The 23422-nt window shown below is 68.8% G+C and carries 25 protein-coding genes; 9 read left to right on the top strand and 16 right to left on the bottom strand.

The features are described from left to right. Positions 1-11 precede the first annotated feature (11 nt). Positions 12-476 carry an Lrp/AsnC family transcriptional regulator gene (locus EV645_RS17360; RefSeq protein ID WP_242000476.1) on the top strand — a complete coding sequence of 155 codons (465 nt, stop codon included), beginning with the start codon at positions 12-14 and terminating at the stop codon, positions 474-476. On the opposite strand, the gene EV645_RS17355 is transcribed toward EV645_RS17360, so the two are convergent. Beyond that, positions 473-1117 carry an IclR family transcriptional regulator gene (locus EV645_RS17355; RefSeq protein ID WP_130444922.1) on the bottom strand — a complete coding sequence of 215 codons (645 nt, stop codon included), beginning with the start codon at positions 1115-1117 and terminating at the stop codon, positions 473-475. The genes EV645_RS17360 and EV645_RS17355 overlap by 4 nt on opposite strands. Before the next feature lie 55 nt (positions 1118-1172). Between EV645_RS17355 and EV645_RS17350 the strand changes: the two genes are divergently transcribed. Next, positions 1173-1922: a hypothetical protein gene (locus EV645_RS17350; RefSeq protein WP_242000475.1), complete on the top strand. Its 750-nt coding sequence runs from the start codon at positions 1173-1175 to the stop codon at positions 1920-1922. Positions 1923-1926: 4 nt separating this feature from the next. Here EV645_RS17350 and EV645_RS17345 read toward each other — a convergent pair whose 3' ends face one another. Further along, on the bottom strand, positions 1927-3159 hold the full coding sequence (locus EV645_RS17345; protein ID WP_130444920.1) for an MFS transporter: 1233 nt from the start codon (positions 3157-3159) through the stop codon (positions 1927-1929). Between the two features lie 29 nt (positions 3160-3188). Beyond that, positions 3189-3950, bottom strand: coding sequence for a phytanoyl-CoA dioxygenase family protein (locus EV645_RS17340; protein ID WP_130444919.1), 762 nt, complete (start codon positions 3948-3950; stop codon positions 3189-3191). A gap of 87 nt (positions 3951-4037) precedes the next feature. Between EV645_RS17340 and EV645_RS17335 the strand changes: the two genes are divergently transcribed. Beyond that, complete coding sequence (locus EV645_RS17335; RefSeq protein WP_157997090.1) at positions 4038-4715, top strand: helix-turn-helix transcriptional regulator; 678 nt, start codon at positions 4038-4040, stop codon at positions 4713-4715. Between the two features lie 14 nt (positions 4716-4729). Then, positions 4730-5278, top strand: a complete 549-nt coding sequence (locus EV645_RS17330) for an NUDIX hydrolase family protein (RefSeq protein ID WP_130444917.1) — start codon at positions 4730-4732, stop codon at positions 5276-5278. 7 nt (positions 5279-5285) lie between these two features. Here EV645_RS17330 and EV645_RS17325 read toward each other — a convergent pair whose 3' ends face one another. Beyond that, positions 5286-6014 (bottom strand): SDR family oxidoreductase, encoded by a 729-nt coding sequence (locus tag EV645_RS17325; protein WP_130444916.1) that lies wholly within the window; start codon positions 6012-6014, stop codon positions 5286-5288. A gap of 102 nt (positions 6015-6116) precedes the next feature. On the opposite strand from EV645_RS17325, the gene EV645_RS17320 reads away from it, so the two are divergent. Both EV645_RS17320 and EV645_RS17315 read left to right on the top strand, forming a co-directional pair. After that, entirely contained in the window at positions 6117-6968 is an 852-nt protein-coding gene (locus EV645_RS17320) for a helix-turn-helix transcriptional regulator (RefSeq protein ID WP_130444915.1), read from the top strand. A gap of 47 nt (positions 6969-7015) precedes the next feature. Further along, positions 7016-7765, top strand: coding sequence for a glycoside hydrolase family 16 protein (locus EV645_RS17315; RefSeq protein WP_130444914.1), 750 nt, complete (start codon positions 7016-7018; stop codon positions 7763-7765). Between the two features lie 203 nt (positions 7766-7968). On the opposite strand, the gene EV645_RS17310 is transcribed toward EV645_RS17315, so the two are convergent. Further along, positions 7969-9774: a DEAD/DEAH box helicase gene (locus EV645_RS17310; protein WP_130444913.1), complete on the bottom strand. Its 1806-nt coding sequence runs from the start codon at positions 9772-9774 to the stop codon at positions 7969-7971. A 139-nt stretch (positions 9775-9913) separates the two neighbouring features. Between EV645_RS17310 and EV645_RS17305 the strand changes: the two genes are divergently transcribed. After that, on the top strand, positions 9914-10186 hold the full coding sequence (locus tag EV645_RS17305) for a DUF3039 domain-containing protein (RefSeq protein WP_130444912.1): 273 nt from the start codon (positions 9914-9916) through the stop codon (positions 10184-10186). A gap of 18 nt (positions 10187-10204) precedes the next feature. Here the strand turns inward: EV645_RS17305 and EV645_RS17300 are convergent, their stop codons facing one another. The 8 genes from EV645_RS17300 to EV645_RS42765 form a co-directional block, all read right to left on the bottom strand. Continuing rightward, entirely contained in the window at positions 10205-10762 is a 558-nt protein-coding gene (locus EV645_RS17300; protein ID WP_130444911.1) for a YqgE/AlgH family protein, read from the bottom strand. A gap of 7 nt (positions 10763-10769) precedes the next feature. Further along, a complete protein-coding gene (locus tag EV645_RS17295; protein WP_242000474.1) occupies positions 10770-11147 on the bottom strand; it encodes a VanZ family protein in 378 nt (125 codons plus the stop codon). Next, on the bottom strand, positions 11144-12571 hold the full coding sequence (locus EV645_RS17290) for an NAD-dependent malic enzyme (protein ID WP_130444910.1): 1428 nt from the start codon (positions 12569-12571) through the stop codon (positions 11144-11146). Before EV645_RS17290 ends, EV645_RS17295 begins: the two co-directional genes overlap by 4 nt. Before the next feature lie 59 nt (positions 12572-12630). After that, positions 12631-13776 carry a CaiB/BaiF CoA transferase family protein gene (locus EV645_RS17285; RefSeq protein ID WP_130444909.1) on the bottom strand — a complete coding sequence of 382 codons (1146 nt, stop codon included), beginning with the start codon at positions 13774-13776 and terminating at the stop codon, positions 12631-12633. 46 nt (positions 13777-13822) lie between these two features. Continuing rightward, positions 13823-14422, bottom strand: coding sequence for a TetR family transcriptional regulator (locus tag EV645_RS17280; RefSeq protein WP_130444908.1), 600 nt, complete (start codon positions 14420-14422; stop codon positions 13823-13825). A 22-nt stretch (positions 14423-14444) separates the two neighbouring features. Further along, on the bottom strand, positions 14445-15284 hold the full coding sequence (locus tag EV645_RS17275; RefSeq protein WP_130444907.1) for an NAD(P)-dependent oxidoreductase: 840 nt from the start codon (positions 15282-15284) through the stop codon (positions 14445-14447). 5 nt (positions 15285-15289) lie between these two features. Next, on the bottom strand, positions 15290-15997 hold the full coding sequence (locus EV645_RS17270; protein ID WP_130444905.1) for an SDR family NAD(P)-dependent oxidoreductase: 708 nt from the start codon (positions 15995-15997) through the stop codon (positions 15290-15292). An 81-nt stretch (positions 15998-16078) separates the two neighbouring features. Then, on the bottom strand, positions 16079-18934 hold the full coding sequence (locus tag EV645_RS42765) for an alpha/beta fold hydrolase (protein ID WP_242000473.1): 2856 nt from the start codon (positions 18932-18934) through the stop codon (positions 16079-16081). Between the two features lie 79 nt (positions 18935-19013). Between EV645_RS42765 and EV645_RS17255 the strand changes: the two genes are divergently transcribed. Both EV645_RS17255 and EV645_RS17250 read left to right on the top strand, forming a co-directional pair. Further along, entirely contained in the window at positions 19014-19754 is a 741-nt protein-coding gene (locus tag EV645_RS17255) for a MerR family transcriptional regulator (protein WP_242000472.1), read from the top strand. 316 nt (positions 19755-20070) lie between these two features. Next, positions 20071-20292, top strand: coding sequence for a hypothetical protein (locus EV645_RS17250; protein ID WP_130444901.1), 222 nt, complete (start codon positions 20071-20073; stop codon positions 20290-20292). A gap of 63 nt (positions 20293-20355) precedes the next feature. Here EV645_RS17250 and EV645_RS17245 read toward each other — a convergent pair whose 3' ends face one another. From EV645_RS17245 to EV645_RS17235, 3 genes are read right to left on the bottom strand one after another with little or no spacing between them, the layout of a single operon-like run. After that, entirely contained in the window at positions 20356-20541 is a 186-nt protein-coding gene (locus EV645_RS17245) for a hypothetical protein (protein ID WP_130444899.1), read from the bottom strand. Further along, a complete protein-coding gene (locus EV645_RS17240) occupies positions 20538-21854 on the bottom strand; it encodes a hypothetical protein (RefSeq protein WP_242000471.1) in 1317 nt (438 codons plus the stop codon). Before EV645_RS17240 ends, EV645_RS17245 begins: the two co-directional genes overlap by 4 nt. 55 nt (positions 21855-21909) lie before the next feature. After that, positions 21910-23364, bottom strand: a complete 1455-nt coding sequence (locus tag EV645_RS17235) for a flavin-containing monooxygenase (protein ID WP_130444897.1) — start codon at positions 23362-23364, stop codon at positions 21910-21912. Positions 23365-23422: the final 58 nt, after the last annotated feature.

The following is a 23422-nucleotide window of genomic DNA, read 5'->3' as shown; positions in this document are numbered from 1 at the left end:
GCCTGGTGTCGGTGGACGAACTGGACAGCCGGATCCTGCGGTTGTTCGCGGCCGAGCCGCGGGTCGGCATACTCGAGGCATCGCGGCGGCTCGGGGTCGCGCGGGGCACTGTGCAAGCGCGGCTGGACCGGTTGCAGCGCGACGGTGTGGTGCGCGGGTGGGGTCCTGACATCGACACGACCGCGATCGGCTATCCGGTGACGGCCTTCGCGACCTTGCAGATCGAGCAGGGCTCAGGTCACACGACGGTCGCCGAGGCGCTGGCCCGGATCCCCGAAGTACTCGAGGTCCACACGATCACCGGCGCCGAGGACCTGTGGTGCCGCATCGTCGCCCGGTCCAACGCGGACCTGCAGCGCGTGATCGACCAGGTCGTCATCGTCCGAGGCATCCAGCGTGCCTCCACCGTCATCGCGTTGGCCGAACAGATCCCCCATCGAGTCCTCCCGTTGGTGGAAGCGGCGACGAAGAACTAGGCGAGGCGTTTGGCTACTTCTACTGCGGCTCGGGCTACTCGGGGGCCGACGAAGTCCCGGTCGAGTTTGCCCAGAACTACGACGCCGATCGAGGCTTCCACGCCTGGGACGCCGAGGACCGGGGAGGAGACGCCCTGGGCGCCTGCCTGGAGTTCGCCTGAGGTGACGACGAACGGGCGGCCGGCGGGGTCGGGTTTGCGGCGCCCGGCGAGGATCGCTTTGCCGGCTGCGCCCTGGTCCAGCGCGTGGCGGGAGCCCATCCGGTACGAGACGTGGAAGTCGGTCCAGCTCGGCTCGATGACTGCGATCGCGAGCGCCTCCTCGCCGTCCGCGACAGTCAGGTGCGCCGTCGCGCCGGTGTCCTCGGCGAGCGAACGCAGCACCGGAAGGGCGGCGTCACGCAGCGTCGGCTGCACGCGACGGCTGTAGTGCAGTACGGCGAGACCGAGCCGAGCCCGCCCCTCGCTGTCACGACGCACCAGCCGATGCAGCTCGAGCGTGTTCACCAGGCGGTACACGACGGTCCGGCTGACCCCGAGCGCGGCGGCCAGTTCGGTGATCGACAGACCGTCCGGCGCGTCCGCGAGCAACTCGAGGACGGTCAGTCCTCGGTCGAGCGTCTGCGAGGTCTCGGCGGGCACGTTGCAAGGGTATCCGTTATTCGGTCGCGGACCGATGGGCCCGTATCTTGCTGCCGTGCGAAATTACTGGTCGCTGCTCCCCGCCGTCGTCGTGGCCGTGGTGCTGATCCTGGTCTATGCCATTCCGACCCTGATCAATCCGCAGTGGACGAGCTCGATCATGGCCCTGTTCCGCACCGCTCCGATCCCCGCCGACGCGACTCCGGAGGAGGCCCGGCGCGCGGCCGGCGTCCTCGGCCCGCAGCAGCTGAGGAGCCGCCGGATGCTCGCGATCGCGCTGGTGGTCGGCGCGTTGATCCTGGTCGGCTTCAACATCTCGTTCAACCGTGAGGCGGTCGGCTGCTACAAGGCCGCGAAGGCGTTCGGCGCGACCGACGGCCCGGACACGAAGGACCCGTGCGTCGACATGGTCTTCGGCACGTTCCTCGGCGACGGCAAAGGCCCCAGCTCGGAGAAGACCCCGCAGCCCGTGCAGTACTACCAGCTGATCAAGGGCAAGAAGCCGCACTACCTGAAGTGGATCCAGAACGCCCCGAAGTACGACGAGTACGACATGGTGATCGGGACGGGCCTGTCCTGCGCCGGCGATCTGCGGGTCGAGGAGCAGGACGACAAGGTGCTGGTGTTCGTCGACGTCGACACCCCGTGCCCGCCGGACAGCAACGCCTCGCTGACCCCGTTCAAGCTGAAGAAGCCGCTGGGCGATCGCAAGATGGTGACCGTCGGCGACAAGCCGATGACCGAGATCAACCCGGACATGGACTCCTGGTTCACGGTCCTGAAGAAGCTCGCGACCGGCGGCTGATCGGTCAGCTGAGCGCGCGGGTCTGCGAGTCGTAGTCCCGGAACGGCCGGTTCCGCGCGAGCAGGATCAGCAGGCCGGTGATGCAGACCGCGGCACCGCCGAGCAGCGCGATCGTGGGGCTGGTCAGGGACGCCGTCGTACCCGCGACGAAGTCACCGAGCCGCGGCCCACCGGCCACGACCACGATGAAGACTCCCTGCAGCCGCCCGCGCATCGCGTCCGGCGCCGCCGACTGCAGCACGGTGTTGCGGTACGCCGAACTCACCATGTCGGCCGCACCGGACATCGCGAGCAGCGCCACCCCCAGCCAGATCGTCCGCGACAACCCGAACAGTCCGACGGCCGTGGCGTACGCCGTGATGGCCAGCACGATCGCGACGCCCTGGCGACGTACCCGGGTCACCCAGCCGGAGAAGATCACGCCGATCAGCGCCCCGATCGCCGGCGCGGCCTGCAGCAGCCCGACCGTCCGTACGCCGCCGCCGAAGAACGCCCCGGCCACCGCCGGGAACAGCGCCCGCGGCTGCGCGAACACCATCGCGAGGATGTCCGCGAGGAACGTCGCGAGCAGCGCCGGCGCGGCCCGCAGGAACGTGAAACCCTCGAGCACCGACCGCAGCCCCGCCCGCCGGATCGCGCCGGTCGGCGGCACCGCCGGTAGCCGGAACAGCGCGTACAGCGCCGCGGTGAACGTGATCACATCGACGAGGTACGCCGCCGCGAACCCGTGCCAGGCGATCACCGCCGCGCCGAGCAACGGCCCGGCGGTGAAGCCCAGGTTGAACGCGGCCTGGCTGAGCGTGTTCGCGGCCGGCAGCAGCTCGGGGCGGATCAGCCGCGGGATGATCGCGGACCGGGCCGGGTTGTTGACCGCGAAGCACGCCGACTGACAGGCCACGACGGCGTACAGGACCCACACCTTGCCCCAGTCCAGATGCGACTGCAGCACCAGGACCATCGACAGCAGCCACAACCCTGCCGACGAGACCAGCGACAGGATCCGCCGGTCGATCGCGTCCGCCATCGCCCCGCCGTACAGCCCGAAGACGACCAGCGGGACCAGCGAGAACAACCCGACGAGCCCGACCGAGAACGTCGAATGCGTGATCGCGTACACCTGGATCGACACCGTCACCGCGGTCATCTGCTGACCGAGCTGCGACACCGTCGACCCGACCCACAACCGCCGGAAATCGGCTGACTCACGTAACGGACGGATGTCGGTCAGCAGACGCACAACGACAACTTATGTCACAACGTGAAAGATTAAACAGTCGGGAACAGCTCGTGGTCGAGCGGGATGCCGACGGTCAGACCGACGCCGTCGGTGACCACATGGCCAGCACCGGTGTACGTCGCCTCGGCGTCGAAGTAGATGTTGACGTGCGCGATCCGGGCGTCGTCGGTGAGGTTCGGCGTGGCCGAGTGCGCGAGATACGCGTTGTGGAAGGTGCAGTCGCCGGCCTGCAGCGGGATCGTCAGCCGCTCCTCCCAGCGCAGATCGGGTGAGGCGCGGAACAGGTCGTCGCGGTCGGACAGATCCTGGCTGCGCAGGTTCTGATGGTCCTGCGAGCCCGGGATGAAGGTCATGCAGCCACGCTCGACCGGTACGTCGACCAGCGCGATCCACGCTGACAGCGACGCGCGGGAGCCGGCGTGCGGCCAGTACGGCGCGTCCTGGTGGAACTCGGTCGCGGCGCCGTTGTGCGGCGGCTTGATCAGCAGCTGGTCGTGCCAGATCCGCAGCGGCACGCCGGCCAGCGCGGTCGCCGCCGCCGCGAGGCGCGGGTCGAGGGTGAGTTCACGCAGTACGTCGTTGTCGCGCCAGACGTTGACGTACTGGTTGAAGATCTTCGACTCCTTGAACAGGTCGTCGGCGTGCGCGGTCGCGGCCACCGCGGCGTCGCGAAACCGGGCCGCTTCCTCGCGGCTGATGATGTTCTTGATCCGCACCACACCGTCGCGGCGGTAGGCGGAAATCGTCTCTTCGTCGAGGGTGAGCGGTGTCGTAGGCTCGGTCGTGGTCATCGCGGCGCTCCTGGATTCCGTTGGCTGGAAGGTGTTTCCAGCCTGACTTCTCGCTGTTGCCGCGGACAGACTGTGGTTGACCAGGACTTGACTGATCTTGACCTCCTGGAGGCGGTCGTGCACAACGTGCTGAGCAGCGAGGTCTTCCCGGACCCGCGGCTACCGGTCGCGGGTGAGCGGCTCGAGCTGGTCGCGGACGTCGCCGCCCACAGCCACGCGTTCTTCGAGATCGCCGTGGTGGTTGGCGGGCGGGGTGTGCATGTGTCGGCGGCCGGGGAGGTCGAGCTGGCGCCGGACTCGGTCGTCGTACTGCGGCCGGGTGAGTGGCACGGGTACGTCGACTGCGCCGGGTTGGTGGTCCGTAACGCTTACCTAGGGCCGGATGTGTTCGGGCTGCTCTCCGGCGCGTTGGTGCCGGGCGCTCCCGCTGCGCAGGCGCCCGCGCACCCTGCCGTTCAGCACGCCATGCGTCTGCTGGAGGCCGACCTCGCCGAGCCTTGGACCCTCGAGCAGTTGGGGGCGCGCGTCAACCTCGCGCCCGGCTATCTGATCCGCCTCTTCGGCAAATCGGTCGGCATGTCCCCGATGGCGTACCTGAACCGCATCCGCGCCGAGCGAGCCGCCGGCCTCCTGATCGAGACCGAACTCCCCGTCGCGACCGTCGGCGCAATGGTCGGCTGGCACGACCCGAGCCACGCGACGAGAAGATTCCGCTCAACATTCGGACTGAGTCCATCCCAGTACCGATCCGCTTTCAGACCGTAAGCGAAGATGTGCTCATGACGTCGTCGCTGCAAACGCCTGACCCGAATCCTGGTTGGCTGTCCGAGTTCGCGCTCGCCGAGACCCGGACGCGGGTCCCGATCCTGTACGTCGAGGCCGTACCGGCCAGGGTCGACGCCCTGGGCCAGATCGAGCACATCGGCGTCCTGCTGCGGACCTCGGCCGCGACCGGCGAGATCATCCGCACGCTGGTCTCCGGCCGGGTCATGCACAACGAGTCGATCCGCGACGCGCTGCAGCGCAACATCGAGAAGGACCTCGGCCCGTCCGCGTTCCCCCGGCTGCCGGCCACGCTGGTCCCGGTCACGATCGCGGAGTACTTCCCGTTCCCCGGCGTGACCCCGCTGCACGACCCGCGCCAGCACGCCGTTGCTCTCGTGTACGTCGTACCGGTGACCGGCGAGTGCAACCCGCGGCAGGACGCCCTCGAGCTCACCTGGCTCACCCCCGAGGAAGCTCTGGCTCCGAGCCTGCTGAACGACCTCGAGGGCGGCCGCGGTCAGCTCCTTAAGCAGGCGCTGGCCTGGTCCGGCGCCATCGTCTGACGCTGACCTACCACGCCAGTCGGCCCTCCTCGGCGTACACGTGGCCGGTCGGGCCGTCTTCGCCTAGCGTCGCGAGTCCGACGGCGACCGCCGCTCCTTGGGCGGGCGTGCGTGCCGCGGTCCAGCCGCCCATGTCGGTTGCGCAGTTGCCGGGGTCGGCGGCGTTCACCAGGATGCCCGTGCCGCGGAGTTCGTTGGCGAGCATGACCGTGACCATGTTCACCGCCGCCTTCGAGGAGTTGTAGCCGAGCGTCAGCACGGTCGACATCCGCGACTCCAGATCCCCCACCTGCTCGAACGACGCCAGAGACGTGGACAGGTTCACGACCCGCGCCGCGTTCGCCTTGTGCAGCAGCGGCAGGAACGCCTGGGTGACCCCGACCAGCCCCAGCACATTCGTCTCGAACGCCTCCCGCAGTACGCCGATCCCGATCCGCGACGCGGCATCGTCGCCTTCCGGGATGATCGCGGCGTTGTTGATCAGCACATCCAATCGCCCGTACGAGTCCTCGACCCGCTCGGCCGCCGCCCGCACCGACGCCTCGTCCGTGACCTCGAGCTGGATCCCGACCGCATCGAGGCCTTCGGCAACCAGTTCCTTCACTGCCAGCTCGCCGCGCTCGACGTCGCGTGACCCGAGCAGCACGGTGAACCCGGCCTGCCCGAGCTGCCGCGCGATCTCCTTGCCGATGCCCTTGTTGGCGCCCGTGACGAGCGCGATCTTGTTCCTGTTCATGTCGTCCACGCTGCGGCGGATCGCGGTGGCCAGGCAGAGCGAGCCGACCCTGGGATCGGCAGTCCCTGGTTAGGCATACACCCAGGCTGCGATCCTGGGATCGTGGATCGGGACGGACTGGCCGAGTTCCTTCGGGTACGCCGGGAGGCGCTGCAACCAGGCGATGTCGGCCTGCCCGCCGGACTGCGCCGCCGTACGCCGGGTCTGCGGCGGGAGGAGGTAGCGAGCCTCGCGACCATGTCGACGGACTACTACACCCGGCTCGAGCAGGGCCGCGGCCCGCGTCCGTCCCGCCCGGTGCTGACCGGGCTGGCACGAGCCCTGCGGTTGTCCGACGACGAGCGTGATCATCTGTTCCGGCTGGCCGGCGAACAGCCCGGTCCGCCGCCAGGACCGCCCGCCGACGTCCGATCCGGCGTACTGCGGATGCTCGCGCGGCTCGACGTACCAGGGCTGGTGCTCGACGCGAAGTACGACGTACTCGCGTGGAACCCGCTGGCCGCGGCGTTGATCACGGACTTCTCCGCGTTGCCGCCGCGGGAACGCAACCTGCTGCGGCTGCGGTTCCTGACGGATCGGCAGGGTCGGCAGGCTCGGCTGTTCGGCGAGGAGGCGACGCGGGAGTTCGCCCGCGAGGTCGCGGCCGATCTGCGGGCCGCGACCAGCACGTACCCGGACGACCCGGAGATCGCCCGGCTGGTGCGTGACCTGCTCGACGGCAGTCCGGAGTTCGCGGAGATCTGGGCCCGGCACGAGGTCGGACGGCAGCAGTCGCTGTGCCAGACGATCTTCCATCCGCAGGTCGGCCGGATCGACGTGATCTGCGAGGTCCTCGTCGTACCGGAGCGCGATCAGCGGGTCGTGCTGTACACGGCCGAGCCCGGGTCGGAGTCCGACCAGGCGATCAGGCTGCTCGACGTGATCGGCATGCAGGTGTTGACAATCCGTTCCTGATCAAGCGACTGTTTGATCCGTTAGTTTCCGACGGAGAGGTCTAGCTGATGCGTAAGTTAATTACTGCCTTGGTGGTGCTCGGCCTGTTCGCCGTACCGATCCGGGCGGCCGACGCGGCGCCGGGAAAGCTGGTGTTCGCCGACGAGTTCGACGGTAAGGCCATCGACCGGACGAAATGGGCGATCCACTCGAACGCGGAAGCCGACCAATGCCTGGGCAACAAGGGCAACCAGCAGCTCGAATGGCATACCTGGGACGCGCTCTCGGTCGGCGACGGGAAGCTGACGATGACGGCCCGGAAGAACAACCCGGTGCCGGGCTATCAGTGGTCCGGCGCGCTGATCACGACCGGGCAGGCCTGCGGGCACGAGCCGGCGCAGTCGTTCGCCGTACAGCCCGGTGACTACATCGAGACGCGGCTGAAACTGCCTGCGGACAAGGGTTTCTGGCCTTCGACCTGGACGTGGAACGGCAACGGGTCGAACGAGCAGGACACCTACGAGTTCTACAGCGACAACCACAACGCGCTGTACCTCACCAACCACCAGTCCCCCGGCGGCGCCTGCACGTACCAGTCGCCCACCGACCTCACCACCGACTGGCACACGATCGCCGAGCAGGTGGGACCAGACCATACGGTTTGGTATGTCGACGGCAAGGAGGTCTGCCGCCAGGGCGCCTACTCCGGCACCGGCGACGCTTTGATCCTCGACCTGTTCGTCTACGGGAAGATCCCGCCGACCGTCGAGTCCGAGTCGATGCAGATCGACTACGTCCGGGTCTACCGCCAGGCCTGAGACAACCCACGAGCTGCACGGGCCGACCAGAAACCGGTCGGGTACGTCGGGACTCTTACAGGCACCCCGAGTCCACTTGAGGGGTTATCCGCGCGTGTTGCTCCTTCTCCGCTGGTGTACAGAGCGAGAAGGAGCAACACGCGCGGATAACCCCTCAAGTGGCCGGCCGTTGGAAGCAGCGGGGCGGCGGGGACGCTCGAGGCTCAGGCGCGACGCTGGGTGGCCCAGTCGCGGATCAGCTCGATGCGCTCCTTGAGCTGGATCGAGGAGGCGTGGGCGGCCGCAGGGCCGCCCAGCTTGCGGCGCAGGTCGTTGTGGATGACGCCGTGGGGCTGGCCGGTGCGGTGATGCCAGGCGGCAACCAGACCGTTCAACTCGCGGCGCAGGAGGGCGATCTGCTCGTGCGTGGCCAGCTCGGTGGGCGTCGGGTCCTCGCGTTCCGGCGCACCGGAGCCACGTTGGCCGCGTTTCTGCGCCGCCAGGGACTTCTGCTGGCGCTTGTGCAGGAGCTCGCGCACCTGGTCCGGCTCCAGCAGACCGGGCAGGCCGAGGAAATCCAGCTCCTCGTCCGACGCCTGGTCGCCGCCCGTCCCGTAGTCGCCGCCGTCGAACACCACCCGGTCGAAGCTCGCGTCCGACCCGAGCGCCTCGAAGGTCCCTTCGAGCTCGTCGCTGGCGCCCTCGGCCTGGTTCGCCTGCTTCAGCAGGTCGTCCTCGAGCGCGAAGATGTCGCCGTCCTCGTTGCTGTTCTTCCGGCCGAGGATGTGGTCCCGCTCGACCTCCATCTCGGCCGCGAACCCGAGGAGCCGGGTCACCGACGGCACGAACACCGACGCCGTCTCACCCCGCTTCCGCGCCCGCACGAACCGCCCGACCGCCTGCGCGAAGAACAGCGGCGTCGAGGTCGGCGTCGCGTAGACCCCGACCGCGAGCCGCGGCACGTCGACACCTTCGGACACCATCCGGACGGCGACCATCCAGCGTGATTCGCCCTCGGAGAACTTCTGGATCTTCTTGCTCGCCGCCTTCTCGTCGGACAGCACGACGGTCGGCGCCTCGCCGGTCAGCTCCCGCAGCGTCTTGGCGTACGCGCGGGCCGTGTTCTGGTCACCCGAGATCACCAGCGCGCCGGCGTCCGGCATATGCCGCCGTACCTCTGTCAGCCGCTTGTCCGCGGCGGCCAGGACGGCCGGCATCCACTCGCCCGCCGGGTCCAGCGCGGTCCGCAGTGCCTGCGCGGTCAGGTCCTTGGTCAGCGGCTCGCCCAGTCGTGCGGCAACCTCGTCACCGGCCTTGGTCCGCCAGCGCATCTCGCCGGAGTACGACATGAAGATCACCGGGCGCACGACGTGATCCTGCAGCGCGTGCCCGTATCCGTAGGTGTAGTCCGCCTTGCTCCGGGAGACCCCGTCGTGACTGTCCTCGTACGTCACGAACGGGATCGGGTTGTCGTCGCTGCGGAACGGCGTACCGGTCAGGCAGAGCCGGCGGGCCGCGGGCTCGAACGCCTCCCGCACACCCTCGCCCCAGCTCAGCGCGTCGCCGCCGTGGTGCACCTCGTCGAGGATGACCAGGGTCTTGAACCGCTCGGTCCGGACGCGGAACGCCAGCGGGTTGACCGCGACCCCGGCGTACGTCACCGCGACGCCCGTGAAGTCCTTGTTGGTCTTGCCGCGCCGCCCGGCGAACGCAGGATCGATCGCGATCCCGGCCTTGTCGGCGGCCTCGGCCCACTGGACCTTGAGGTGCTCGGTCGGCGTGACCACGGTGATCCGCTCGATCACCCGCCGGTGCAGCAACTCGGCGGCCACGGTCAGCGCGAACGTGGTCTTACCTGCGCCCGGCGTCGCCACCGCGAGGAAGTCCCGCGGGTTGGCGTCGAGATACAGCTTCAGCGCCTCGGACTGCCACGCGCGCAGCTTGCTCGCGGTACCCCACGCCGCACGCTCCGGATACGCCGGCGGAAGGACGGGTGGCGCGGCAGGCAGATGCGAATCCACGGACGGCATACTCCCCCGATAGTCGACTGTCGGCCGTGCAGGAACGTTACCTGACGGATGTGACAACCGTCGTACGGCATGTCGGGGTACGGGCAGTCTGTGGATAAAGTTCCCGGATCGTCTGGTGGGACGTCATACACTCGGGGGTATGAGTACTCAGCTGACCCCGGGTGCGGAGACGGTTGTCGATGAGCGCACGCAGCCGCTGGAGGGCGGGGACCACGAGCGGTTCTCGCACTACGTGCCGAAGGACAAGCTGACCGAGGCGATGGTGATGGGCACCCCGGTGGTGGCCCTGTGCGGCAAGGTGTGGGTGCCGAGCCGCGACCCGGAGCGCTTCCCGGTCTGCCCGGAGTGCAAAGAGATCTGGGACTCGCTGAACCCGGATGACGGCAAGGGCGGCGACGACGGCGGCGAGTAGCCTCCGCTAGCTCCTCAGCTAGTTCATCGTCGGGTCGTCGGGGTACGTCGCCAGGTAGGCCATCTGGTCGTTCTGGCGGCGCAGCACCCGGCGCCACAGCGTGTCCGGGTCGTGGCCGAACACGTCCTCGGGCACCGACTCGACGACGTACCAGGCGCCTTCGGCGATCTCGCCCTCGAGCTGACCGCTGGACCATCCGGCGTACCCGGCGAAGATCCGCATCCGGGTGATCGCGCCCTCGAGCAGCACCGGCGGTACGTCGAGGTCGACCAGCCCGATCCGGCCGAAGCACTCACGCCAGCCGGGCGGGTCCGCGGACTCGACCACCTCGGCGACCGCGAGCGCGCTGTCGGTCCCGACCGGCCCGCCCATGAACAGCACGCCGGGCTCGTCGACGGCCGTCGACCAGTCCGGGAGCACCTGGTTCACCGCGAGGTCGGCGGCGCGGTTCACCACCACCCCCAGTGCACCGTCGTCGTCGTGGTCCAGCAGCAGGATCACCGACCGGCGAAAGGGCGGTTCGTCGAGCAACGGGGTCGCCACCAGCAGCGATCCGGTCAGGGTCGAGACCGTCATACCTCCATCATGGCGTACGACGGTTCGCTCTGAACCCCAGCCAAGCTCCGAGTGCGACCCCGGCCAGGTCCGCCAACGCATCCAACGGGTCGCCGTCGCGCTGCGGCAGCAGCCAGTGCTGCACCAGCTCGCTGACGATCGCGTTCGCGGCCAGTGCGCCGAGCAACCATCGCGCCGGTACGCCGACCTTCAGCCCGGTGAACGCGACCGCCGCGAACAGGAAGCAGTGCGCGATCTTGTCGATCTGCGGGATCCCGACATGCGGACCCGCCTCACGCGGCGAGTAGACGCCGTACAGCTGCAGGGCCACCGCCGCGACGAACGCGATCCGCCACAGCCAGACCGACCGTCCCGTCTTCGTCTCGTCCGCCACCTGCACGGTCACGCCGGAGCGTCGTCCGGGTAGCTCTCGTGCGCCGGGGCCTTGCCGCCGGCCGCGTCGCGGACGGCATGCGCGACGCGCGTGTGCACCTCGGGGTGGAAGACGCTCGGCACGATGTACGTCGCGTTCAGCTCGTCGTCCGTGACGACGCCGGCGAGCGCCTTCGCGGCGGCCAGCTCCATCTCGACCGAGACCTTCGAGGACTGCGCGTCGAGCAGACCGCGGAACACACCTGGGAAGACCAGCACGTTGTTGATCTGGTTCGGGTAGTCGCTGCGGCCGGTCGCGACCACGGCCGCGTGCTCGCCGGCTTCGGACGGGTCGACCTCAGGCACCGGGTTCGCCAGCGCGAACACGATCGAGTCGTCGTTCATTGTGGCGATGTCGGCGCCGTTCAGGATGTTCGGCGCGGAGACGCCGATGAACACGTCGGCGCCCGCGAGCGCGCCCTTCAGGTTGCCGCTGTACTTCGCCGCGTTGGTGTTCTCGGCGATCCAGCGCAGCTCCGGCGACAGGCCCTCGCGCTCGGTGTGGATGATGCCGTCGACATCCGCGACGATGGCGTCCTTCACTCCCGCAGCCAGCAGGAGCTTGAGGATCGCCGTACCGGCCGCGCCGGCGCCGGACAGCACCACCCGCACGTTCGTGATGTCCTTGCTGACCACGCGCAACGCGTTGTAGAGAGCAGCCAGTACGACGACCGCCGTGCCGTGCTGGTCGTCGTGGAAGACCGGGATGTCGAGCTCCTCGCGCAGCCGGGCCTCGATCTCGAAGCAGCGCGGCGCGGAGATGTCCTCCAGGTTGATCCCGGCGAACCCGGGGGCGATCGCCTTGACGATCTGGACGATCGCGTCCGGGTCCTGGGTGTCCAGGCACAGCGGCCACGCGTCGATCCCGGCGAACCGCTTGAACAGCGCGGCCTTGCCCTCCATCACCGGCAGCGCAGCCTTCGGGCCGATGTTGCCCAGCCCCAGTACGGCGGAACCGTCGGTGACGACCGCGACGCTGTTGCGCTTGATCGTCAGCCGGCGCGCGTCGTCCGGGTTGGCCGCGATCGCCAGGCAGACCCGCGCGACACCCGGCGTGTAGATCATCGACAGGTCGTCACGGTTGCGGATGGGGTGCTTGGCCTCCATCGAGATCTTGCCGCCGAGGTGCATCAGGAACGTCCGGTCCGAGACCCTGCCGATCTCGACCCCCGGCACGGCCCGCATCGCCTCGACCAGCCGGCCGGCATGCTCGGTGTCGGCCGCGGCGCAGGTGACGTCGATCCGCAGCCGTTCGTGGCCGGACGCGGTCACGTCGAGCGCGGTGACCAGACCGCCGGCCTGCTCGACCGCGGTCGTCAGCTTGCTCACCGTCGAGCCACCCGCGGGCACCTCGAGGCGAACGGTGATGGAGTACGAAACACTCGGCAATGCAGTCACGCGGGTGATCCTCTCACGCTACTGGTTATGCCCCGAGGTTACGTACGTAAAGTGCACGACTAGTCGTCGAGCCAGGCCCGGACGGACTCGTTGTGCTCGCCCAGGCGGGGCGGCGGGAGGTTGGTCTCGCGGGCACCGGCGTACGGGTTGTCGTCGAAGCGGAGGGGCGGGCCGGGGAGCTGGACGGTGCCGAGGGTCGGGTGCTCGACGTCGATCAGCAGACCCTGGGACCTCGTCTGCTCCCACTCGTACACCTGCTGGAAGTCGCGGACCTTGCCTGCCGGGATCCCTTTCTCCGCAAGGCGTTCCAGCCACACATCTGCCGGCGCGGCGGCGAAGGCGGTCTCGATCGCGGCGGTCAGCTCGTCGCGGTGGGCGACTCGTTGGGCATTGACGGCGAAGCGCTCATCGGTTGGATCGAGGCCGACGATCGGCGCGAACGTCCGCCACTGACTCTCGCTACCCACAGCGACCTGGATGCTGGTGTCGGCGGTCCGATACATCCCGTACGGCGCGATCTGCGCGTGGTGATTGCCTACCCGCTCAGGCAACTGATGCGCGACCGTCCACTTCGTACCGTGGAACGCGTGGACGCCGACCACCGACGCGAGCAGGCTCGTCCGTACGACGCGCCCCTTGCCGGTGATCGCTCGCTCGTGCAGTGCCGCGAGCGCACCGTAAGCGCCGTACATGCCGGCCAGTAGGTCCGCGATCGGGGCGCCGACCTTGGTCGGCTCGACCGCGCCGGTGATGCTCATCAGACCGCCTTCGCCCTGCGCGATCTGGTCGTACCCGGCCCGCCCGCCGTCCGGCCCGTCGTGCCCGAAGCCGGTGATCGACAAGATCACGAGGCCGGGGTTGAGCTCGTGCAGGCGCTCCGTGGAGAACCCGAGCCGATCCAGCACGCCCGGCCTGAAGTTCTCGATCAGTACGTCGGCCTTGCGGACCAGTTTGGTCAGGAACTCCTTGCCCTCGGCCGACTTGAGGTCGGCGGTCACGGACTCCTTGTTCCGGTTCGCCGACAGGTAGTACGTCGACTCGCCCTCGACGAACGGCGGACCCCAGCCGCGGCTGTCGTCGCCGCCGTTCGGGGTCTCGACCTTGATCACCCGGGCGCCGAGATCCCCGAGCATCATCGCCGCGTGCGGACCCGCCAGCGCCCTGGTCAGGTCGACGACCACGACATCGGAGAGAAGGTTCTGCACGGCGCCACCCTAGGCGAGTTGCCGTCAGCCGGCCGTGACGCTCTTCTCACCCACGCGGCTCGACCACACTCCGAACGGCGGCCAGCAGCGCGGCCCGATGCTCACTCAGGCGATCGGCGTCCTCGCCGGCCACGGCCCGCAGACCCGCCGGCGCACTCAACCAGCTCTCGGTCATCCGCAGCACGATCGCGAACAGGTCCACCGCCGGGATGTCGGCCCGCAACCGCCCTTCGCGCTGCGCGGCCTCGACCAGCTCGACCCGCTCGCGATAACTCGCCAACTCCGCCTCGGTCGCCTCGGCTCGTTCGAACCCACGCCAGATGGCGATCCGCCGAGCCGCCGGATTGGCCAGGACATAGTCGAACCGGCTGGCCGCGAACGCGGTCAGATCCCCTTCGTCCAGCGGGACGGCCTTGACCACCGTACGCGCCTGCTCGTCCACGACCGCGTCGAACAGCGCATCCTTGTCCCCGAAGTACACGTAGATGAGCCTCTTGTTGGCTCCCGCGCGCTCGGCGATGCGGTCGATCCGGGCACCGGCGAGTCCGTACTCCGCGAATTCCTCGGTCGCGGCTTGCAGCAGCAGCGCCTTGGTCGCCCCGGAATCGCGGGGACGCCGTTTGCGCTCAGCGGTCGGCTCGGCCATGCGGTTCACCCTCTCATCTCTGTCACGCACCGACGATCGCGGTCAGCTCGTCCAGCCCCCGCGCGCCGCCGACAGCCCGCTCGATCACCTCGTGCGCCTGGTCGCCCAGTGCATCGACCGCTCCGCTGAACAGCTGCATGTCGATGAGCTCCAGCGGCTGCAGGTGATGCACGTTCGCGGACGTGATCGAGGGCCCGATCGCCTGCAACGCGAAGCTGCTCGCCGACCCGGAGCGCAGTACGTCGAGCAGCGGCTGGATCGGCAACTCCAGCGCCTGCGCCAGGTGCATCACCTCGAGGACGTTCTGGTGGTTCATCATCATCAAGGTGTTGTTGAACAGCTTGCCGTACTGACCCGATCCGGCCGGGCCGACGTGGATGACCTCCTTGGAGAAGGTCCGGAAGATCGGCGTGAGCCGCTCGACGACCCGCGCGTCGCCGCCGGCGATCGTGGTCAGCTGCCGGGCCAGGGCGACCGCGTGGCCGCCGCTGACCGGGGCATCCACCACCTCGACGCCGTACGGCTCGGCGAGCCGGGCCAGCTCGCGGGCGGCCTGTGGCAGGCCGGTGCCGAGGTTGACCAGCACCGAGCCGCGTCGCAGGTTCGCCAGCAGGCCGCCGTCGACCGCGACCTGCAGATTGTCGGCGTCCTCGCGCAGACAGAGTCCGACGATGTCGACGGCGGCGGCCAGTTCGGCAATGCTCGGCTGGGCGGTGAAGGCATGGCCGTCGAGGACAGCCAGCGACTCGGGGCGCCGGGCCCAGACGTGCAGCGGGTAGCCGCCGTCCGCGATCGCTTGGGCGATCGGGGCGCCCTGGTCACCGAGGCCGATGAAACCGACCCTGGGCCTGGTGTCGGACATGACGGTCACCAGGCCAGCCGGCCGGCGGCGTCGAAGAACTGGCCGGTCGGCCCGTCCGGGCCGAGCTGTGCCAGCCGGACGATGGCTTCCGCGCCCTCCTCGACGGTCTGCGTGCCGGAGTTGTGGTTCAGGTCGGTCTTGGTGAAACCCGGGTCGGCCGCGTTGATCCGGACACCGGGGTACGCCTTCGCGTACTGCACGGTGATCACATTGACTGCCGCCTTCGACGCCGGGTACTCGACGGCCGGGTAGAAGCGGGCCGGGGACTCCGGATCGGCAATCCCCCGCACCAGCGACAGGCCACTGCTGACGTTGACCACGACCGGCGCCTCGGAGCGCTGCAGCAGCGGCAGGAACGCGTGCAGGGTGCGGACCTGGCCGAACACGTTGGTCTCGAACACGCTGCGCATGCCGTCCGCGGTGACCTCGGCGACCGGGACGAAGCCGCCGTCGGCCGCGCGCGGCTCGACACCGGCATTGTTGACCAGGACGTCCAGGCCGCCGTCGGCCTCGATGGCCTTGGCCGCGGCCTCGACCGAGGCGTCGTCGGAGACGTCGAGCTGGATGAAGCGGGCGCCCAGCGTGTCGGCGGCGGCGCGGCCACGGTCGGCGTCGCGCGCTCCGACGTACACGGTGTGGCCGGCGGCGACGAGCTGCCGGGCGGTCTCATAGCCGATGCCCTTGTTCGCGCCGGTGATCAGGACTGTGGACATGATGCTCTCCCCTTCAAGGAAGTAACTAACTGGATATATACAGCATGGCGCGATCCAGGACATAAGTCAATAGTTAGTTACTTAGCGGGCCTTGTGAGCGAGTGAGGCGAGCCGATGGGTGACGTCGCGAGGACGTTCCTGCATGAGCATGTGGCCGGCGCCGGGGTACATCCACAGGCGCGCGCTGGGAAGCTGAGAGGCGATCCGGTTCGCGTGCCGCGGCGGCAGGAGACGGTCGCGGGTGCCGTGCATGACTTCTACGGGCACCTGGTCGAGCACCTTCAGCGCATCGCCGCGGTCGTGCTCCATCATCGTCTCGAAGAACCCGAGGTACGACGGACCGGGCACGATCGCCAGGTCTTGCAGGAACAGCTCGATCTCCGCCGGATCCGCGTGCTTCCCGAACACCAACTGCCGAAGGGCAGGCGCCTGGATGGTGGCAGCAACCGCCGCAGCACGGCGCCGGGCCGCGGCCAACCGCGCCGCGCGATGCGCACCGCGCGGCCCGCCGTCGCCGAGCACGTCCGCTCCCGCGCCGTCCGCTCCCGCGGCAGCTGCGGCAGCTGCGGCAGCTCTCCGTGCCGCTCGTTTCTCCGCTCTGACCCCGACAGCGTTCAGCACTCGGGGAGCGATCCGGGCGGCTGCTGGGTCGAAGCGGGGTGGGATGCCGAGGGCGCCCTCGGTGAGATGCCCCGAGGTCGTGCTGACCAGCGCGGCCGCGCGGATGCGTGAGCCGAAGAGCTCCGGGTACTGATCCGCGGCCGCCATCAACGTCATGCCGCCCATCGAGTGCCCGGCGTACACGACCGGACCGTCCCCGACGACCTCGTCCAGGACCGTCACCAAGTCGTCAGCGAGCTGATCAAGCCGCATCGACCCGGCGGGCGCGGCCTCCGATCGGCCATGCCCGCGGTGGTCGTAGGTGACGACGCGTACGGCATCAGGCCCGAGGACCTCCGGCAGCTTCTCGACCTGGTTGTGCCACGACCGCGTCGAACACGTCCACCCGTGCACGAGCAGCACCGTCACCGGAGCGTCAGCCGGCCCGGTCACCTCGACGTTCAGCCGTACTCCGTCGCGAGCAGTGACCCCGGACCGCTCCAACTGGATCGTCACACAATCTCCCGTTCCCGAACGGCTCTGGCCAGGTGAGCCGCACGCGCCCGCCCGCCGCGGGCACCCACGCCCGACCAGCCAGGCGATCCCGATGATCTCAAGCAGTCCGACCACAGCGAGCAGCGCATAACCGGCGTTCCACATCCATCGTGGCACGTCGGACTTCTCCTCGCGCCGCAGGATCTGCTGCTCGTTGACGAACTCGACCGTCTGCCCGTTCGACACCTGCACCGCGGGCTTCTCGATCGCCGCATCCTCCGGCGCGTACACCCACGCCGCCACCATGTCCCGCTGCCCCTGGTGCAGCCGGATCATCGACTTCCACCTCCCGTACATCGGCAGCGCGCCGGCCGACCGGTACGTGCCGTCGGCAACCTTCTCCATCGGCTGGTATACCAAACCGCCGCCCTGCCAGGCGAGCGCCTCGAACCACCGCGCCCCGTCAACAGCGTCTTCGGGCGACATCGTGATCGTGACGTACGCCGTCGGCTCGGCCCCCGCGGCCACCCGCTCCAACGACACGACACCCGACACGCCTGGGTCCGCTGACCGCGGCACGCAGAAGAACATCGTCGCCGCGACCGCGACCAGCCCGACCGCACCGAGCTGGTGCGTACGCCGGACCGCAACCGGCCGGATGTGCTTGATCCCGACGGCCCGTTCCTCGCCGGCAACCTCGGCGTACCGCGTCGCGAGCCACGCCCCGGCGAGACCGGCTCCGACTCCGACGATCACGCCGTACCCGAGAGCGGACGGCAGCATCGATGACGGCCAGGCGATCGGCATCCAGACGTGGCTCCAGGCGTACTCCGCGACCACGCCGACCGTCCCGATCAACGCACCGGCGACCGCGCCCAGACGGAACCGATTCTTGTTGCCTAGGGCAAATGCGACCAGCTCGACCAGGACCGCCTCGACGATCAGCAACGGGAAGTGCCCGACGATCTGGCCCAGCGGCTCAGCCACGGCCCAGGCGATCCCGCCCCGGATGATCAGGTAGACCGCCAGCGCGGCGAACGCCGTACCCGGCCCACGCCGCGCCCGCAGGATCGTGAATCCCAGCGCGGCGCCGAAGACGATCAGAATCGGCTGCAAAATAAGGGGAAACTGCGGTACGCCGTAGTTGAACTCGGTGCTGAACAGATCCCACGCGATCAGCAGCGCGCCGACCGACACGATCTCCTGGAACAGCCGGCGCCTGTTCGGCCCGACCAACTGCTCGACCTCGGCGATCGCAAGCAGCCGCGCGAAGATCGAGAACACCACCCCGCCGATCATCAGCAGGTGGGTCGGCCCCCAGAGCGTGACGTCCTCACCGAACAGCCGGTGCCACACGTCGTCGAGCGGGAATCCGACCAGCGCGAACGTCCCGCAGACCGTCACCAGCGCAGCACTGCACGGAATCCGCCAGCCCTTGGTCAGCTTGATCGTGCGAGCCGGCAGCGGCTTGCCCGCGAGCGCGATCGGCAACACGCCCGAGATGATCACGCCGAGGATCCCGAAGAAGATCGGATAGTGCGCCGCCGTACCGAACGGGCCGGTGTCGCGGCCGCGGTCGATGTGGATCGCGATGTCCCACCACACCCCGAACGCGCAGGCGAGCAGCGAGACCGCGTGCAGGTACGGCGTCAGCGCGGCCCATCGGGGGACTCCGTCCAGTCTCCCGATGGTGTCCGCAAACCTACCTACCAGCGTGACGCGTCCGGTCCGTTCCCGCCACAGCAGCACGGCGAGTGCGAGGTATACCAAACCCACGACGCCGGTGACGATCGCGATCTGGCCGAAGCTCGCCGTACCGGTGGTCGCCAGCGGGATCGCCATCCAGACTCCTTACATCAGACATGCGCCATGCTTGATGTTACATCTACTATGTAACGTGGAGTCTGGAAGACTGTCAAGGGTGGAAGAGGAGCTCACTGTCGACCAACTGGCCGCCAAGATCGGGATGACGGTCCGCAACGTGCGCGCATACGCCGGACGCGGGCTGATCCCGCCGCCGCGCCTGGTCGGCCGGACCGGCTACTACGGCAACGATCACGTGGCCCGGCTGACACTGGTCCGGGAGCTGCTCGACAAGGGCTACACGCTGGCCGCGGTCGAGCGGATGCTGGGCGAGCTGCCCGATGGCGCGCTCGCGCTCGGCGTCTTCGAGACCCTCGTCAACCCGTGGACGCCGTCCGAGCCGGAGGTGCTCGACGGTGAGCAACTCGCCGACCGGGCCGGCGTGCCGTACGACCCGGCCGTGATCGAGCGCCTGGTCGAGCTGGGGATCGCGGAGCGGCTGGAGGACGGCCGGCTACGCATCCCGAACTCGGACCTGCTCCGCACCGGCCTCGAGGTGATCAAGCTCGGCGTCCCGATGGAAGCGATCTTCGAGATGCTGCCCAAACTGTTCGCGCAGGCCGATGCGGTCGCCAAGACGTACGTCGAACTGTTCCGCTCGACCGTCTGGCGCGACTTCACCAACGCCGGCATGCCCCCGGACGGCTGGCCGGAGATCCAGCGAACGCTCGAAGGAATCATCCCGCTGGCCGGCCAGGCCCTGGTCGCGGCGTTCCGCGAGGCCATGGCCCGCGAGATCGAACAGGTCGCCTACGAAGAACTAGGCCTCGACCCGAAGGCCCTCCCCTCCACCGGCTGAGCCCCTAGGTAGCCCTACACATCGGTCAGCCGATCCCCTACCTCCTCCCCGAGCCCGCATCAGGGATTCCTCGGGAGGTAGATAGGTAATCCTCCGCATGCGTGAACCACCACTCACGCGCGACCGTATAGCTACCAGAACAGACCAGGCAGGAGGACGGCGATGCGCCAGATCCAGATCCGTCGGCGGCCACGCAGCACGACGACACGCCGCCAGACCCAGACCCAGACCCTCGACCTCCGGACCCCGTCCGGCCGTCCACTGCCCTTCTGAACCCAGAGCTGACCCGAGAGCTGAACCCGAGAGCTGAACCGCCATGAAGCTTCGACTGCACGTCCACCACATCCGCTCCGGCGGCTGGTGCGCCGACATCGACGACGACAACGACCGTCAGCCCGACGACCCGTACTGGTGCGTCGACCAGTGGCCCACGCTCGAGGCCGCGCTCAGCGCCGGCTGCTCCGAGCTCGCCAAGCTCGTCTCGATCGCAACACCCACGCGTCTGAGCGGGTACTACGAACCGGCTCTGGCCGCCTAGAGCCACGGGGAAAACGGGGCGAGGCCCGGCGAACCGCAGGGGGTTCTCCGGGCCTCACTTTGTTCAGGTGCGACGGGCCGGGTCGCGCTGCTGCTCCGGCAGGTCGCCGAGGCCTGCGTCCCAGTCGTCGTCCTCGTTGGGAAGGTTGGCCTCGTTGCGGCGGGCGATGCGGATGAAGGCGGCGATCAGCAGGATCGGGCCGAGGACCATCGCGGTCTCGGGGATGCCGCCCATGTGCAGCGCGATCATGAGGCCGTCACCAAGGCGATGCCGCCGGCGGTGAAGGCGACCATCGCGGCGAGCATCGGGTACTGCGCACGTCGCAGCTGCCTGCGGCGGAACAGGTCGGCGGCGCGATCATGCGCGGACACGACCCCGAGTACGTGTCCGAGCACGATCGCACCGATCTGGACCCCCGCGATGAAACCGGTGCTCAGGAACGCGTAGTCGATCCGCATCCCGCTGGTCCCGAGCAGGTCCCATCCGCGCGCGAACGGGTCGGTCGCGAGCAGCCAGCCCTCCTGCCCCTGGAACATCGCGAACGAGAAGTAGTGCGCGACGGCGTACCCGATCGCGATCGGCACCAGCGAGTGAACAAACGCACCAGGCAATCCGGCTGGTCCGATCCCGCCGGGCCTTGTCTGCACCGCCGCGGTTGTCCGGGCGGCCAGCAGGAACAGGCCCGTCACGATCGCGACCGCGCTGATGAGCCCTAGCGTGTAGACCACGAGGTGTTGCGGGCGGCTCAGCTCGCCTGTGCGCTGGGTCCACGCCGACCAACGGGAGATGCCGTCGAAGGCCGTTGACCCGAGCAACAAACACAGCAAGCCGACGACGCCGGGGCGCTGCGGCGTGGTCGCCAGGCCGGCCAACGGGTTCCGCAGTACCAGCTGCCCGTCGGCGCCGCGGCCGATCGGGCTCAGTCGCGCGAGTACTTCGGCGTACACCTCGAAGCTGTCGCCGGTGGTATACCAAGCCGGACCGTAAACGATGCCTGCGGCAACATTCACGGCCGAGTAGATGGTTATCGCGATGGCGACGACGAGTGGCTCGGATCCGTCCTGGTATACCAATTCGAGCCAGAGGAAGCCGGCCAGTCCCCCTACGGCCGGCCAGTAGGCGATCCGATCGGGCAGCTGCCGGTACGACGTACGCCGTACCAGGCCCGCGATCGTGCGTAGCGGATTCGCGAGCCGCCAGATCGGGCCGCAGAGCAGCGACAGCGGGATGATGCCGACCCAGATCCATACGTACAGCCAGGTCGGCGCCGGGTTCCGCGACGGCTCGGAATCGCCGAACCACGCGGCGCCGAGCAGCAACGCGAGCGCCGCGAGACCGGCAACCTTCAGTACGCCGCGGGACGCGCGGCTGTCGACGATCCGGGTCAGTACGCCGAGCGGCCGGCCGGTGATCCGCTCTAAGCGCGGACGCGACCAGAACGCAGCGAGCGCGAAGAACGAGACCGCGACCGCGGCGCCGGCGGAGTAGATCGCCAGCCACATCGGAACCGGCAGGTCCCCTCGACTGCCGATCCCGTGGAGCGGGAGGAGCAACTCCAGCACCGCGCCCTCCGATCAGCCCGGATGATCCGACCGATCGAATGTAACACGCTCGATGTCACATAGCGAGCGTCTGATAATCGCCGGGGTCGAAGCGCCTGGTCAGCCGGCGGAACCGGAACGTGAACGACGGCCAGAGCGTGGTGTTGCGGCCCTCCGAGTCCAGGTACCAGCTGGTGCAGCCGCCGCGGGTCCAGATCGTGTTCCGCATCGACGCGCGGACCCCGTCGACGAACGCGCGCTGCACCTCCCGGCGTACCTCGACCTCCCGCAACCCCTGCGCGTCCATCGTCTTCAGCGCATCGAGGATGTAGGCGATCTGGGACTCGATCATGAAGACCATCGAGCTGTGGCCGAGGCCGGTGTTCGGGCCGATCAGCATGAAGAAGTTCGGGAAGCCGGCGATCGCCGTACCGAGGTGGGCCTCCATGCCGTCGACCCACGCCTCGCGCAGCGAAACGCCGTCGCGGCCGTGCACCATGTCCATCACCGGCAGGTCGGTCACCTTGAAGCCGGTGCCGTAGATGATCGTGTCGACCTCATGCTTCACGCCGTCGTCCGTGACGATGCCGGTCGGCGTGACCTCGGCGATCCCGTCGGTGACCACCTCGACGTTGGGACGCGCGAGCGCAGGGTAGTAGTCGTCGGAGATCAGCACCCGCTTGCAGCCGAGAGTGAAGTCCGGCGTCAGCTTGGCGCGCAGCAGCGGGTCGCGGACCTGGTGCGCGAGATGCTTCTCGGCGACCTTCTGCGCCTGCTTCATGATCGCCGGCAGCTTCGCGAACCCAAGCACCATCGACTCGCGCCCCCAGTAGATGCCCGCCCGAATCGCCTTCTGCACAAGGGGAAACCGCCGGTATACCATTTTCTCGGCCGCGGTGATCTTGCGGTCCGGACGCGGCATCACCCACGGCGGCGTGCGCTGGAACAGGTGCAGTTCCTCGACCTCGGGCTGGATCGCCGGCACGAACTGGATCGCCGACGCACCGGTCCCGATCACCGCGACCTTGCGGCCGCTGAGGCTCAGGTCATGGTTCCACCGCGCCGAGTGGAAGACCTCGCCCTCGAAGTCCTCGATCCCCGGCAGCTTCGGGTACGACGGTTCGGCGAGCGGACCCATGCCGGACAGCAGGATGTCCGTGGTGAACTCGCCCTCGCTTGTCACGATCCGCCAGCCGCCGTCCTCCCAGCTCGCCGACTCGACCGCGTGACCGAAGCGGATATGCGGGCGAACACCGAACGCGTCGGTGACCTTGCGGAGGTAGTCCTCGATCTCGGGCTGCGGCGAGAACGTCGACGACCAGTCCGGGTTCGGCGCGAACGAGAACGAGTACAGGTGCGACGGCACATCACACCGGCAGCCCGGGTACGTGTTGTCGCGCCAGGTGCCGCCGACGTCATCGGCACGCTCCAGTACGACGAAGTCGTCGTACCCGGCCTGCTTCAGCCGGACCGCCATTCCGATCCCGGCGAACCCGGTGCCGATCACCACGATCCGATGCTGCTCAGTCATCCCTGGCCTCCCGCTCGGCTGGAACTTACTCCCAGTAAGTTACTCGGAGTCAGTTAGA

The organism is Kribbella rubisoli (genome assembly GCF_004217145.1).
Classification (GTDB): domain Bacteria; phylum Actinomycetota; class Actinomycetes; order Propionibacteriales; family Kribbellaceae; genus Kribbella; species Kribbella rubisoli.
The sequence above is the reverse complement of the archived record's forward strand: the minus strand, read 5'-3'. Positions and strand labels throughout refer to the sequence as shown.

Excerpts from the sequence above, each read along its gene's own strand:
- EV645_RS17330 (WP_130444917.1), top strand. The coding sequence starts at position 4,730 with ATGACGTCGTCGCTGCAAACGCCTGACCCGAATCCTGGTTGGCTGTCC.
- EV645_RS17280 (WP_130444908.1), bottom strand. The coding sequence starts at position 14,422 with ATGGCCGAGCCGACCGCTGAGCGCAAACGGCGTCCCCGCGATTCCGGG.
- EV645_RS17270 (WP_130444905.1), bottom strand. The coding sequence starts at position 15,997 with ATGTCCACAGTCCTGATCACCGGCGCGAACAAGGGCATCGGCTATGAG.
- EV645_RS17305 (WP_130444912.1), top strand. The coding sequence starts at position 9,914 with ATGAGTACTCAGCTGACCCCGGGTGCGGAGACGGTTGTCGATGAGCGC.
- EV645_RS17325 (WP_130444916.1), bottom strand. The coding sequence starts at position 6,014 with ATGAACAGGAACAAGATCGCGCTCGTCACGGGCGCCAACAAGGGCATC.
- EV645_RS42765 (WP_242000473.1), bottom strand. The coding sequence starts at position 18,934 with ATGGCGATCCCGCTGGCGACCACCGGTACGGCGAGCTTCGGCCAGATC.
- EV645_RS17315 (WP_130444914.1), top strand. The coding sequence starts at position 7,016 with ATGCGTAAGTTAATTACTGCCTTGGTGGTGCTCGGCCTGTTCGCCGTA.
- EV645_RS17310 (WP_130444913.1), bottom strand. The coding sequence starts at position 9,774 with ATGCCGTCCGTGGATTCGCATCTGCCTGCCGCGCCACCCGTCCTTCCG.
- EV645_RS17340 (WP_130444919.1), bottom strand. The coding sequence starts at position 3,950 with ATGACCACGACCGAGCCTACGACACCGCTCACCCTCGACGAAGAGACG.
- EV645_RS17245 (WP_130444899.1), bottom strand. The coding sequence starts at position 20,541 with ATGATCGCGCTGCACATGGGCGGCATCCCCGAGACCGCGATGGTCCTC.
- EV645_RS17250 (WP_130444901.1), top strand. The coding sequence starts at position 20,071 with ATGAAGCTTCGACTGCACGTCCACCACATCCGCTCCGGCGGCTGGTGC.
- EV645_RS17300 (WP_130444911.1), bottom strand. The coding sequence starts at position 10,762 with ATGACGGTCTCGACCCTGACCGGATCGCTGCTGGTGGCGACCCCGTTG.
- EV645_RS17275 (WP_130444907.1), bottom strand. The coding sequence starts at position 15,284 with ATGTCCGACACCAGGCCCAGGGTCGGTTTCATCGGCCTCGGTGACCAG.
- EV645_RS17235 (WP_130444897.1), bottom strand. The coding sequence starts at position 23,364 with ATGACTGAGCAGCATCGGATCGTGGTGATCGGCACCGGGTTCGCCGGG.